The organism is Amycolatopsis sp. WAC 04197 (assembly GCF_003947475.1).
Taxonomy (GTDB): domain Bacteria; phylum Actinomycetota; class Actinomycetes; order Mycobacteriales; family Pseudonocardiaceae; genus Amycolatopsis; species Amycolatopsis japonica.
Genome location: NZ_QHJK01000002.1, coordinates 885,466 through 897,579, shown reverse-complemented (window position 1 = coordinate 897,579; position 12,114 = coordinate 885,466). Strand labels below are relative to the sequence as shown.

General features: G+C 69.4%; 16 protein-coding genes and 1 tRNA gene. 9 read left to right on the top strand and 8 right to left on the bottom strand.

Annotated elements, in window-relative coordinates; all coding sequences use genetic code 11:
- Window positions 1-27 precede the first annotated feature (27 nt).
- From glp to DMC64_RS11540, 5 genes are all read left to right on the top strand, one after another.
- On the top strand, window positions 28-1,299 hold the full coding sequence (gene glp / locus DMC64_RS11560) for a gephyrin-like molybdotransferase Glp (RefSeq protein ID WP_016337356.1): 1,272 nt from the start codon (window positions 28-30) through the stop codon (window positions 1,297-1,299).
- Window positions 1,299-1,970 carry a GNAT family N-acetyltransferase gene (locus tag DMC64_RS11555; RefSeq protein WP_037340548.1) on the top strand — a complete coding sequence of 224 codons (672 nt, stop codon included), beginning with the start codon at window positions 1,299-1,301 and terminating at the stop codon, window positions 1,968-1,970. The genes glp and DMC64_RS11555 overlap by 1 nt, the downstream gene beginning before the upstream one ends.
- Window positions 1,971-2,131: 161 nt before the next feature.
- Window positions 2,132-2,938: a gephyrin-like molybdotransferase receptor GlpR gene (gene glpR / locus DMC64_RS11550; RefSeq protein ID WP_037340545.1), complete on the top strand. Its 807-nt coding sequence runs from the start codon at window positions 2,132-2,134 to the stop codon at window positions 2,936-2,938.
- Between the two features lie 72 nt (window positions 2,939-3,010).
- Window positions 3,011-3,083, top strand: a tRNA-Ala gene (locus DMC64_RS11545).
- Between the two features lie 132 nt (window positions 3,084-3,215).
- Complete coding sequence (locus DMC64_RS11540; protein WP_125733468.1) at window positions 3,216-4,211, top strand: teichoic acid biosynthesis protein C; 996 nt, start codon at window positions 3,216-3,218, stop codon at window positions 4,209-4,211.
- Here DMC64_RS11540 and DMC64_RS11535 read toward each other — a convergent pair.
- The 4 genes from DMC64_RS11535 to DMC64_RS11520 are packed head-to-tail and all read right to left on the bottom strand — an operon-like array spanning window position 4,187 to window position 7,082.
- On the bottom strand, window positions 4,187-5,440 hold the full coding sequence (locus DMC64_RS11535) for an MFS transporter (RefSeq protein ID WP_125733467.1): 1,254 nt from the start codon (window positions 5,438-5,440) through the stop codon (window positions 4,187-4,189). The two genes, DMC64_RS11540 and DMC64_RS11535, sit on opposite strands and share 25 nt — an antisense overlap.
- Entirely contained in the window at window positions 5,437-5,784 is a 348-nt protein-coding gene (locus DMC64_RS11530) for a VOC family protein (RefSeq protein ID WP_125733466.1), read from the bottom strand. The genes DMC64_RS11535 and DMC64_RS11530 overlap by 4 nt, the downstream gene beginning before the upstream one ends.
- Complete coding sequence (locus DMC64_RS11525) at window positions 5,781-5,936, bottom strand: hypothetical protein (RefSeq protein ID WP_037340520.1); 156 nt, start codon at window positions 5,934-5,936, stop codon at window positions 5,781-5,783. Before DMC64_RS11525 ends, DMC64_RS11530 begins: the two co-directional genes overlap by 4 nt.
- Before the next feature lie 9 nt (window positions 5,937-5,945).
- Window positions 5,946-7,082: an MFS transporter gene (locus DMC64_RS11520; RefSeq protein WP_125733465.1), complete on the bottom strand. Its 1,137-nt coding sequence runs from the start codon at window positions 7,080-7,082 to the stop codon at window positions 5,946-5,948.
- Between the two features lie 77 nt (window positions 7,083-7,159).
- Here DMC64_RS11520 and DMC64_RS11515 point away from each other — a divergent pair, with 77 nt between their 5' ends.
- On the top strand, window positions 7,160-7,717 hold the full coding sequence (locus DMC64_RS11515) for a helix-turn-helix domain-containing protein (RefSeq protein WP_125733464.1): 558 nt from the start codon (window positions 7,160-7,162) through the stop codon (window positions 7,715-7,717).
- Window positions 7,718-7,719: 2 nt separating this feature from the next.
- Here DMC64_RS11515 and DMC64_RS11510 read toward each other — a convergent pair whose 3' ends face one another.
- From DMC64_RS11510 to DMC64_RS11500, 3 genes are read right to left on the bottom strand one after another with little or no spacing between them, the layout of a single operon-like run.
- Entirely contained in the window at window positions 7,720-8,127 is a 408-nt protein-coding gene (locus tag DMC64_RS11510) for a VOC family protein (protein WP_125733463.1), read from the bottom strand.
- A 5-nt stretch (window positions 8,128-8,132) separates the two neighbouring features.
- Window positions 8,133-9,530: an aminotransferase class V-fold PLP-dependent enzyme gene (locus DMC64_RS11505; RefSeq protein WP_125733462.1), complete on the bottom strand. Its 1,398-nt coding sequence runs from the start codon at window positions 9,528-9,530 to the stop codon at window positions 8,133-8,135.
- Window positions 9,523-10,107 (bottom strand): class I SAM-dependent methyltransferase, encoded by a 585-nt coding sequence (locus DMC64_RS11500; RefSeq protein ID WP_125733461.1) that lies wholly within the window; start codon window positions 10,105-10,107, stop codon window positions 9,523-9,525. Before DMC64_RS11500 ends, DMC64_RS11505 begins: the two co-directional genes overlap by 8 nt.
- A 227-nt stretch (window positions 10,108-10,334) precedes the next feature.
- Here DMC64_RS11500 and DMC64_RS11495 point away from each other — a divergent pair, with 227 nt between their 5' ends.
- The 3 genes from DMC64_RS11495 (at window position 10,335) to mscL (ending at window position 11,899) form a co-directional block, all read left to right on the top strand.
- Window positions 10,335-10,646, top strand: coding sequence for an FmdB family zinc ribbon protein (locus tag DMC64_RS11495; RefSeq protein ID WP_037340509.1), 312 nt, complete (start codon window positions 10,335-10,337; stop codon window positions 10,644-10,646).
- A gap of 115 nt (window positions 10,647-10,761) precedes the next feature.
- A complete protein-coding gene (locus DMC64_RS11490; RefSeq protein WP_125733460.1) occupies window positions 10,762-11,403 on the top strand; it encodes an SAF domain-containing protein in 642 nt (213 codons plus the stop codon).
- Window positions 11,404-11,494: 91 nt separating this feature from the next.
- Window positions 11,495-11,899, top strand: a complete 405-nt coding sequence (mscL, locus tag DMC64_RS11485) for a large-conductance mechanosensitive channel protein MscL (RefSeq protein WP_005155596.1) — start codon at window positions 11,495-11,497, stop codon at window positions 11,897-11,899.
- Between the two features lie 6 nt (window positions 11,900-11,905).
- Here mscL and DMC64_RS11480 read toward each other — a convergent pair whose 3' ends face one another.
- Window positions 11,906-12,079, bottom strand: a complete 174-nt coding sequence (locus tag DMC64_RS11480; protein ID WP_174491993.1) for a hypothetical protein — start codon at window positions 12,077-12,079, stop codon at window positions 11,906-11,908.
- Window positions 12,080-12,114: the final 35 nt, after the last annotated feature.

The following is a 12,114-nucleotide window of genomic DNA, read 5'->3' as shown; positions in this document are numbered from 1 at the left end:
GAACGAACGGATCGAGATCCCCCAGTCATGACGGAACCCATCGCCGAAGCGGCCGAGACCGAAGACGCGGGACAGTTCCGTTCCGTCGAGGATCAGATCTCCCTGACCCTGGACGCGGCGGTACGCCCGCGCCCGGTCCGGGTCGCCATCTCCGAGGCCCAGGGCCTCCTGTGCGCCGAAGAGGTCGTCGCCGAACACGCGCTGCCCGGATTCGACCAGGCCGCCGTCGACGGCTACGCGGTGCGAAGCGTCGACGTCCGCTCCGCGGGTCAGGAGCCGGTTCAGTTGCCGGTGGTCGGCGAGATCGCCGCCGGTTCCCGCCAGCCGCGGCGGTTGCAGCCGGGGCAGGCCGTGCGGGTCGACACCGGCGCGCCGTTGCCGACGCTCGCCGACGCCGTCGTCCCGACCGCCTACACCGACGGCCACCAGGCCAAGGTCACCGTGCACCGGTCGGTGCCGTCGGCCGGTTACGTGCGCCGGACCGGCGAAGACGTGCAGATCGGCGACGTCGCCGTGCGCAAGGGCGACACCATCGGCTCGGCCCAGGTCGGCCTGCTCGCCGCGGTCGGCCGCGCGAAGGTCCTGGTCTACCCGCGACCCCGGGTTTCGATCGTTTCCGTCGGCGACGAACTGGTCGACATCGACCGCACCCCCTCGGTCGGACAGGTCTACGACGTCAACTCCTACGCGCTGTCCGCGGCCGCGCGGGACGCGGGCGCCGAGGTGAGCCGCGTCGGCATCGTCCCCGGCGATCCGAAACGCCTGCGAGAGGTCGTCGAAGGCCGCCTGCTGATGTCGGAGATCGTCGTCGTCGCGGGCGGCGCCGGCGGGAGCGCGGGCGACGAAGTGCACGCGGCGCTGTCCGATCTCGGCCACATCGACATGACCCGCGTCGCCATGCACCCCGGTTCCGTGCAGGGTTTCGGCAGGCTCGGTCCCGACTCGGTCCCGACGTTCCTGATCCCCGGCAACCCGATGAGCGCGCTGGTCGTGTTCGAGGTGCTGGTCCGCCCGCTGATCCGCGCCGCGCGCGGCACCCGCAACCCGCACCGCCGGATCGTCGGCGCGCGGCTGCTCTCCCCGATCACCTCGACCAAGGGCCGGAAAGGGTTCCTGCGCGGGCAACTGCTGCGCGACGAGGGCAACGGCGAGTACCTGGTGCAGCCGCTCGGCACCTCCGGCGCGCATCTGCTCGCGTCGCTGGCCGAGGCGAACTGCCTGATCAACATCGACGAAGACCTCACCGAGGTCGCCGCGGGCGAGCAGGTCAAGGTGACCTTCCTGGCCCAGCGGGCGTAATGGGCGCACCGATTTCCGGCGTCGCGTATCCGATCGAGAGCAGGCATCCGGGCTGGCCCGCGAAGCTGGGCCCGCTCCGGGTGCCCGCCGGGATCCTCGCCGTCCGGCCGGTCCGGCTCCGCGACGCCGGCGAGTGGAGCCGCGTCCGGCTGCGCGATCGCGAGCACCTGGAAATGTGGGAACCCACCGGCGTCGGGCCCTGGCCGGATCGCAACGCGTATTGGTCATGGCCGTCCCAGTGGCTGGCATTGCGCGGCTTGGCCAGGCGCGGTCAATGTCTCCCGTTCACCATCACGGTGGACGGACGCTTCGCCGGGCAGATCACTGTGGGTAACGTCATCCGGGCGTCGCTCCGATCGGCCTGGATCGGCTACTGGGTGTCATCGGACATCGTCCGCGGCGGGGTCGCGACCGGCGCCGTCGCCCTCGTCACCGACCACGTCTTCGACTTCGGCGGACTGCACCGCCTCGAGGCGACTGTCCGCCCCGAAAACACTCCCAGCCTGCGGGTTCTCGGCAAAGCGGGCTACCGGCAAGAGGGACTTTTCGAGCGTTATCTCGATGTCGCGGGTGGCTGGCGGGACCATTTCTGCTACGCCGTCACCAAGGAGGAGACCGGTGACGGACTGGTCTCACGGCTCGTCTCGAAGGGCCTCGCGGAGCGCGTTTGACCCCATTACCGGGTCGTTCCGGTGACCGCGTTACCACAAGCTGTGAGATTCACCTAATTTGGTGATGCATTTTCCGTGATCGAAACCGGCGAGTCTGCGCGGCGTGTGTGACTGTTGTGGCTAGCGTGACTACAGCAGTGGATCGGGGGAGGTGACGGGAGATGCCCAGTTCGGTGATCATCGTCGCGCTCGCAGCGGCATGGCTCGTCGTTCTCGTGCCCATGGTCGCCCGCAAGCGCCAGCAGGTCGCACGGACGACGGACTCGGCCTTGGCGGCGCGAGTCGTGCGGAGCGGGAGCACACGCCACGAGGGACCGGAGGAGTTCGCGATGGCGGAAAACACGGAACCATCGGTAGAAGACGACCTGGCCGAACTCGAGGCGGAGCTCGACGCCGACCTCGAGGACGAGGAGCCGGAAGCCGAACCGCTTCCCCAGCCCTCGCACACGGCCCGCCCGGAACGAGAACGCCAAGGCACGGGCTACCGTCCCGGCCGCGGCGGCTTCGACCCGGAGGCGGCGGACATCGCCGCCCGCGCCAAGTACGCGTTCCGGCAGCGGGTCGTCATCGCCCTCCTGGTGCTGGTGGTCACCACCGCGGCCGTCGCCGGCTTCCTGACCCCGACGGTCTGGTGGGCCAACGGTGTCGTCGACGCCGTCCTCATCGGCTACCTGGCGTACTTGCGCCGCCAGGTCCGCATCGAGAACGACATCCGGCAGCGCCGCCTCGCCCGCTTCAACAGCACCCGCGCCCCGCGCCGCCCGGCGGTCGACGACGAAGACCACGAGTCCCGTGAGGACATCGAGGTCGTCGCCACCGAACGTCCCGCCGTCGTGGAACGCAAACCGTCCCCGATGTCCCGCCTCCGGCGCCAAGCCGTCGTCGTCGACCTGGACGACGAGGACCCGGCCTTCCACGAGCTCGACGAGCCCGGGACCAGGCCTTTCCGCCGGGCCTCCGGAGAGTGACCCCCCTGCGTTTGAGCCTCCAGAGCCACTGCTAAGCTCATGGAGCCTCAAACGCAGGGGCAAGCTTCACCAGGGGCTGTAGCGCAGTTGGTAGCGCGTCTCGTTCGCATCGAGAAGGTCAGGGGTTCGATTCCCCTCAGCTCCACAGCACGCAAAAGGGCCTTTCCCAGGAAATCGGGAAAGGCCCTTTTGCCGTCGTACCGCCGGGTTGTACGAATCTTGTACGAGCGTGAACAACCTTCGATCGGACCGCGAAACCCGACGAAGGCGAGCGCCCATGTCCGAGCAGCTGCCCCCGGACCCCGTCCGGTCCCCGTTCTCCCGGCGTTCGCTGCTGCGGGCCGGCGGTGGTCTCGCCGCGACCGCGGCGCTGCTCGGCACCGGCGCGGTGTTCGCCGGGCCGGCTTCGGCCGCGGTGCCGGCGTCCAAGCGGTTCGACCTCACCAAGCCGTCCTACGACGAGTTCCGCAGCAAGATCCTGCACGAATCGCACCATGTGATGCAGGGCTTCGCCTTCGACAACCAGAACGTGCGCATCTTCATCGTGAACGCCCGCAACGGCGGGACCGGCGACGACCTGTGCGTCACCCAGGTCAACTTCTCCGGCGAGATCCAGGGCTCGATGCATCTGAACAACGCCGGGCACGGGGTGTCGATCGGCGTCGAACCGGTGGGCACCGACTCCTACATCTGGATGGAATGCGACTCGGACGGCCCGACGAGCGCCGGTCGCGGGACGGCGCTGGCGCGGTTCAAGTTCGTCAACGGCGGCACGCCGTCGGTGAAGAAGTTCCTCACCGGCAGCGACACGATCACCTGCGCCACCGATCCGATCAACAAGCGGATCGCGGTACGCCGCAAGGAAGGCGGCAAGATGTTCTACAGCGTCTATCCGCTCGCCTCCGCGGCCGCGGGCAACTTCAGCTCACCGCTGGCGCACTTCGCGCAGCCCGCGCTGTCGACCGTGCCGGTGACCTTCCAGGGTTACACCATCTACGGCCAGTATCTGTACACATTGGACGGTACGGGGCACGAGGATCCCGCCGACATCAACTCCTACGTCACCTGCATCGACATGAACACGGGCACCGTGAAGAGCCGCGCGCTGACCAAGGCGGGGCAGTCGCTGGTGTTCCGCGAACCGGAGGGGCTCGGGATTTACCGGAGCCTCGCCGGGGAAACCCGGCTGTACATGGGTTTCGGATCGCGTAGCAGCATGGACAACATCAACCGCTACGCGAACCTGTTCTACAAGAACGTCCTCATCGACTGACGACTCGCGGCGAACGCGGCCGCCGCCAGGGCGGCCGCGAAGAGCCCGTACGAGACGAACAATCCGGTGCCTGAAGAACTCAGGGCACCGCCGACGGCCCTGCCCAGCAATTGCCCGACGCATTCGGCGGTGATGACGGCGGTCGCGAGCTCGGCGGCGGTGAAACCGCTCGCGTCCGCCGTCGTGGCCCTGATGTACAGGCCCGGGTAAGCGAGTCCGACGCCGATTCCGGCGACCGTCCAGGCGACGAGGGCTATGGCGAACGAACCACCGAAGGCCACGGCCGCGGTGCCGAAGGCGGTCAGGCTCAGGCCCACGACGGGAAAGCGCGCGGAGGAGAACTTGGCCGCGACGAGGCTGGTCAACGCCCAGCCGAGCGGGGCGGCGCTCAGGACGATCGCCGCTTGCCCGAGGCTCAGGTGGAAACCGCTCGTCAGGAGCACGGTGATCAGGCTGTCCGCGCCGAAATAGCCGATCGCGAACAGCACCATCGCGCCGAGCGCGGCGGGGGTTCCCGGCCGGAGCCGTGCGGTGCCCGGCGGCAGGATCGCGATCATCCCGGCGGCGGTGATCGCCGCCCCGGCGAGCGCGAGCGGCCAGAAACCCGCGCTGAACACGACGATCGCCGCTCCCAGTGGCACCGAAAGCGTCCGCAGCAAGGGCCGTGAAGCGGCATCGGGTGCGTCGCCGCGGGCGGCACGCACGACCAGCAACCGTCCGAAAAGGACGAACGGCACCGGAAGCAGCAAGGTCCACCGCCAGCCGACGAGATGTTCCAGGCCGAGGGTCGCGGCCGGGCCGACCAGGGCGGGCACGATCCACATCGCCGACGACGCCGCGATCACGCGGATCCGCAGCCGGTCGTCGAGATGCCGGATCGCCGAGCTGACACCGAAAATCGCCAGCAGACCACTGGCGAGCCCGGCCGAGAACTGGCCGAGGGCGAACATCCACGCCGTCCGCGCCGACGCGGCCAGGGTGAGCCCGCCGAGGTAGGCGATCATCCCGACCGCGAGCGTGCCGCGGGGACCCAGCCTGCTGAGAACCCGGCTCGCCAACGGGAGCGCGACGAACAACCCCAGCGTCGAGCCGGCGATCAGGAGTCCGAGGTCGCTCCTCGCGTCGAGATCGCCGGCGACGACGGGCAGCAGGGTGGAGGCGACGAAACCGGTGACGGCGGCCGCGAATTCGAGCGCGACGATGCCGACCGCCAGCCGGATTCCGGTCATGTGTAGAGGTCTCGGTCGTACCGGTTCAGCTGCACCCAGACCCCGTCCGGATCCTGGACGCGCAGCGAGTGACCGTAGCCCTCGTCCATCGGCGGGCCCGGCGCGAATCCGGCTGCCCGCAAGCGTTCCGCGACGTCCTCCAGTGGTTCGTCGACTTCGAAGGCCAGCTCACAACGCCCGACGTCGTCGCCGGACGACCGGTGGATGGCCAGCATCCCGGCCTCGGCGGGCATCTCGACCCAGCCGCCGGGGCGCGACACCGGCCCGGTCCGGAGGCCGAGCACCTCGTAGAACCGCGTCATGGCCTCGACGTCCGCGCTGTAGCGGATCGGCATGATCTTCATCGCTCGCGTTCCTCACTGGTCCGCAGCAGGTACTCCTCCAGCACCCGTTCGACGAACGACGAGAGCGACTCGTCCGCGTCGACGGAGGCGTGCTTCACCCGCTTGATGAGGTCGGGCGGCAGATAGACGTTGAATTGCCGTTTCTCGACCATGCTCGCATGCTAGCAAACGAGCACAAGCAGCACCGTGACCAACGCCAGCCCCGCGCCGATCCACGGGATGGCGGCCAGCGAAGCGCCCAGATTCAGCGCCCCGGCAGCGAAGGCCGGGGTGAGGCTGATGCCCAGCTGGAAGGCCGAGACCGTGGTCGCGCCTGCCAGAGTCGGGGCGGACGCGGCGATTGTGAACACCCGCCCGTAGAGCGCCGGATTGAGCACGAAGGCCGCGATACCCAGCAAGAACACCGTCGGCACGACGACCCAGACGGAGGTGGTGAAAAGGGCGAGTATCGCCGAGAAGACCGCGATGCCGACACCGCCGCCGAACAGCGCGTGGTGCGGCCGACGGTCGGAAATGCGGCCGCCGATCGACAGCCCGGCGAAGGCACCGATCCCGAACAGTGCGAGGACCGCGGGGATCCAGACCGCGGGCACGACGTCCGCGAGCATCGCCGCCAGGTAGTTGAAGGACACCATGTACGCGGCGGTGCTCAGGATGGTGATGGCGTAAACGCCCCAGAGGCGCGGCGTCCGCATGGCGCGCAGCTCCCCCGACAGGCTGGGTTCCGTCGAAGGCGCGGTGGCGGGCAGGCCGACGGCGCACGCGACCACACCGACGACGGTCAGCGTCACGACGCCCCAGAAGCCGCCGGTCCAGTCGGTGAGGTTGCTCAGCAGGGTGCCCACCGGTCCCCCGGCCACCATGGCGACGCTGAGCCCGGCGACGACGACGCCGGAGGCGCGGGCGTTGCGGTCGGGGGTCACCAGGCTGATCGCGGTCACGGTGGCGATCGCGAAGAACCCGGCGTAGGCGAGACCGGCGACGAACCTGGTGACCAGGAGGATCCAGTAGTCGTCGGCGAGCAGGCCGACGGCGATGGCCGCAGCGAAGGCGGCTTGCGTGGTCATCAACGCCGTACGACGCGGCCATTTCAGGCTGAGCACGGCGAACGGCGGACCGCCCAGGACGACACCGAGCGCGAACGCGGTGATGAGCGCGCCCGCGGCGGACAGGGAGACGCCGAGATCGGCGGCGACCGCGGGCAGGACCCCGGCCATCAGGAACTCGGCGCTCCCCATCGCGAACAGGCTGAAGGCGAGGAGGTAGACACCGGCGGGAAGGCGTTTCGTCTCGATCATGGCGCCAGCATCGAGAGGTTCTGGCTGTTTCGGCAAAGAACTTTGCCGGAATCGGGACGAGCTGCTCTGCTGGCGGCATGGAGAGCCAACCCGCCGTCACCGCGGCGATCGAACTGATCGCGCCCCGGCTGCGCCGCGCCAGGGACAAGAAGGGCACGACGCTGGTGGAGCTCAGCCGCGCCACCGGCATCTCCACCAGCACCCTGTCCCGCCTCGAATCCGGACAGCGCAAGCCGAGCCTCGAACTGCTGCTGCCGGTGATCGCCGCGCTGGGCCTGCGCGTCGACGAGATCGTCGCCTCACCGAGGGTGCTCGAAGCGCCTTCGGACGGCCGGGCGCTCATCCCGCTCACGCGACACGAGGACGGGCCTCGCGCCTACAAGATGACGATCCCGGCGAGCGACGACGAGCCCCGCACCCGAAGCCACACCGGTCGCGAATGGCTTTACGTGCTGCGAGGCAGGCTGCGGCTCGTGCTCGGCGACCAGGACGTCGTACTCGGTCCCGGCGAGGCCGCCGAGTTCGACTGCCGGACGCCGCATTGGTTCGGCGCCACCGGCCGCGGGCGGGTCGAGGTGCTCAGCCTCTTCGGCGAACAGGGCGAGCGGATCCACGTCCGCGCCCGCACCCGATGACGTCAGACGCGCTGCTGGATACGGATCAGGTTCCCGGACGGGTCGCGGACGGCGCCGTCACGCAGGCCGTACGGCTGGTCGGTCGGCTCCTGGATGATCTCGGCGCCCGCCTCCTGCAGGTGCTTGAAAAGAGCGTCGAGGTCGTCGGAGGAGAACAGGATCCCGGCGTAGGTGCCCTTGGCCATCATCTCGCTGATCACCCGGCGTTCGTCGTCGGTGATGCCCGGGTCGACGGCGGGCGGGTGCAGCACGATCGACACGGGCTGTCCCGGCGGGCCGACGGTGAGCCAGCGCATGCCGTCGTAGCCGACGTCGTTGCGCACCTCGAAACCGAGGAGGTCGCGGTAGAAGGCCAGTGCGGCTTCGGGGTCGGTCTGGGGAAGGAAGCTTCCGTGAATGGCGATGTCCATGACGGTCACGCTAGGTGAGACCGGTTCTCGACGCTTCTCGATTCCTGATCGCTCTTCCGAGCCGCCTTGATCGCCTCGACACTGCGATCGACGTCCGCTTCGGTCGTGCTCCAGTTCGACACGGAGATGCGCATCAGGCGCCGTCCGTGCCAGGTGGTCGCGCCCATCCAGCACTCGCCGGACCGCTGGAGGGCTTCGACGACGCGGTCCGTTTCGCCGTCGAAAGCGACGAGCACTTGGTTCAGCACCACGTCGTTCACGACGGTGACGCCCTCGCACGCCTCGAGTTTCCCGGCGAACCTCCTGGCCAGCGCGCAGCATCGTTCGACCATCTCGGCGATGCCCTCGCGGCCGAGTTCGCTGAGCGCGGCCCACGTCGCGAATCCTCGCGCCCGGCGGGAGGATTCCGGCACGAAGTCGCCCGGCGCCCGCACCCCACCGGCGCCCTGGCCGGTCAGGTATGCGGCGGTGACCGCCATGGCGGCCCGGTGCGACTCGGGATGGGCGCAGAACGCGTAGCCGCTGTCGTACGGGACGTTGAGCCACTTGTGCCCGTCGACCGCCCAGGAGTCGGCCCCTTCCAGTCCCGCGGTCCATCGCCTGAGCGTGGGAGCGGCGGCCGCCCAGAGCCCGAACGCGCCGTCGACGTGGACCCACGCGTCGTGCCGGCGGGCGATCTCCGTCGCGGCGGCGAAATCGTCGAAAGCGCCGGTGTTCACGTTCCCGGCCTGGAGGCAAACGATTGCGGGCCCGTCGAGTGTCCTTTCGAGATCGGCGACGTCGATGGCACCCTGGCCGTTCGCGCGCACCGGCCGCACGGCGTCGGTGCCCAGGCCGAGCAAGCGGAGCGACCGGTCGATCGACGCGTGCCGCTCTTCTCCGGCGACGACCCGCAGAGGTGGTGCCCCGTGCAGTCCCCGGCGCTCGACGTCCCATCCCGCCCGCGCCAGCAGGTGATGCCGGGCGGCGGCCAGGCCGACCGTGTTCGCACCCTGGCCGCCGGTCACGAAACCGAACGAGGCCCCGGCCGGGAGACCGAGGACCTCCTTGAGCCATTCGCCCGCCACTTCTTCGACGATCGCGGCGGCGGGCGAGGTGACCTGGTTGAACGCGGGCTGGTCCCATCCGGTCGCCAGCATGTCGGCCGCGGTCGCGGCGTCGAGCGCGCCGCCGGTGACGAAACCGAAATACCTCGGCCCGGTGTTCGCCACCAGCGCCGGCTCGACGGCGTCGGCCAGCCGCCGGATCACGTCAGCGGGCGGGATGGGCTTCTCGGGCAGTTCGCCGAGTTTCCCCCGGACGCCCGTCGTGTCGTCCGGGAAGACCGGGGCGTCGGCGACGCTTTCGCGGTATCGGGTGACGCGGGCGGCGACGTCGGCCAGGAGATCTCGCAGCTCACTCATCCGACGGCTCTCTTTCGATCGTCGCGAACCACGCGGGAGCGCCCTCTTCGTCGTGGAACCTCGTCCGGACGCGTTCCTCCACGATGGCCTTCACACGCCATCCTGCCCCGAAGGGCTTTGTCAGCGCTTCACGTTTTACCGGGTGGGGCCCGGCGTTCTCGCCGTCGCTGAAGCACAGGATGTAGAGCGTCCCCTTGGTGACCGCTTCGAGGCTTTTGACGTACGCGACGCGCTCGTCCGCGTCGAAAGCGTGGAAGAGCCCGCAATCGAGCACCGTGTCGAACCGCCGCCCGAGCCGCTCCAGGTGAAGCGCGTCCGCCGTCATGAATTCGGCGTCGAGCCCGAGCTCGCTCGCCCTTCGCCGTGCGATGGCGAGGGCCGTCTCGGCGACATCGACGCCCAGCACCGGAAACCCTCGCGACGCGACATGAAGCGCGTTCTCGCCCGAGCCGCAACCCGCGTCGAGCACCGTGCCGATGAAGCTCCCCGCCGCCCGCACGACCGCGGGCTGGGGTCCGCCGAAGTCCCAGGGGGCGGGGCCTTCGAGGTACGAGGCGTCCCAGGGCAGGCCGGTCATCCGCTCGTGACTGGTCGGGTTCCTGCCGCCGAACGGATCCTCTTGCGACATGGTGACCGCCTTTCCCGCACTCCGGCGTGGCACGACCTCACGAGCTTAGGCGCGACGCCCGTGACCAGCGCGTCATGTGACCTTGGGAAACCTTGTTTGACCTGCGGCGGAATGCCCCGGTACCGTTAGGCGTTAGCACTCTTGTCGGCTGAGTGCCAATGCACGAAGGAGCAGCAGTGCCCACCTACCAATACGCCTGCAAGGAATGCGACCACGCTTTCGAGGCCGTGCAGTCGTTCTCCGACGCGAGCTTGACCGTGTGCCCGCAGTGCTCGGGCCCGCTTCGCAAGGTCTTCAGCTCGGTCGGCGTGGTCTTCAAGGGCAGCGGTTTCTACCGCAACGATTCGCGCGACTCGAAGGCCAACACGACCGCGGCCCCGGCCAAGACCGAGACGAAGTCGGAGTCGAAGACCGAGTCCAAGTCCGAGACCAAGAGCGCGGCATCCTCCTCCACGGGTACCACGAAAACCGCCGCCGCCGCTTCCTGACGTCCCGAGTTGTCCACAGGCCCCCGGTTATCCACAGCCGGGGGTTTTCGTTCTTTCCAGGGCCGCGTGCCGCCCCTAGCGTCGAGATCATCACCGATCGACGAGGGGGAATCCCGTGCTCCACGCTCTGCCCGTCCTGCGAAGACTTCGCGGCAGGCCCGCGCGGCTGTTGCGCCGCTGGCTTGCCGTGTCCCTGCTGCTCAGCGGCCTGGTCGCGCTCCTCCTGCCCGCGTCCGCCCGCGGCGCGCCCGGCACCGCGACCGTGGTCTCCGCCCGCGACCTCCCGGCCGGGTCGGTGCTGCGCGCCGCCGACCTCAAGCTCGTCGATCTCCCGGACGACGTCCGTCCACAGGGCGCCACCGGCCTGCCCGCGTCCGTGGAGGGACGGCTGCTCGTCGGCGCGGCGCGGGCGGGTGAACCGCTGACCGACGTCCGCCTGCTGGACGCGGCCATCCCCGGATCGGGTGATCCCGAGAGTTCAACTGTCCCGGTGAGACTCGCCGACGCCGGTGTCACGGAGCTGCTCAGGCCGGGCCAGCGGGTCGACGTCGTCGCGGCCGCCGAAGCCGGGCACGAAGCGTCTGTGCTGGCCAGCAGGGCTGTCGTAGCGGCCGTGGGGGCTCAGGCTGCCCGTGACCCGACGGCTCCCGGCGCCGGGAGCAAGGGACCTTTGGTGCTGCTTTCCCTGCCTTCCGCGATCGCGACACGAGTCGCCGCCATCTCGCTGGAACGGTCCATAACGGTTACCCTCCGCTAGCTCGCGCCTGCCCATGGCGGCGGGCGCCTGCGTCCCCCCGGTATGGAAAAGGGACGGTCGGCGAACCGTCCCAGGTGAAGAGGAGAGCGTCTTGCTCAAGGGTTTCAAGGACTTCCTGATGCGTGGGAACGTCGTCGACCTCGCGGTCGCGGTGGTCATCGGCGCCGCGTTCACGGCGATCGTCACGGCCTTCACGAACGGCCTGATCAAACCGTTGATCAACACCATCGGCGGGTCGGACGCCGCCAAGGGGCTGGGGTTCAACATCCTGGCCGAGAACGACGCCACGTTCCTCGACTTCGGCGGCGTGATCAACGCGGCGATCAACTTCGTGCTGGTCGCGGCCGTCGTCTACTTCGTGATCGTGCTGCCGGTCAAGCACGTCCAGGAGCGGCGCAAGCGCGGCGAGGAAGCCGGCCCGGCGGAGCCGACCGACGTCGAACTGCTCACCGAGATCCGCGACCTGCTCCGCGCGCAGCAGAACCGCCAGGGCTGACCCGGTTCACCGGTCGTGATGAGGCGGCCGGTTCTCCAGGAACCACGAGTCGGAGTCCGGGGTGCGCCGCCCCGGCTCTCGCTCGTCGGAGGTCGTGTCCGGCAGGACGTCGCCGAAGATCTCGTCGACCCGTCGTTTCGCCGCCGCGGCGGAGCGCTTGTCCTCGTCTTCACCTGGCATGACGTCCATTTTCGCACCGGTCGCGAGGTCCGCCG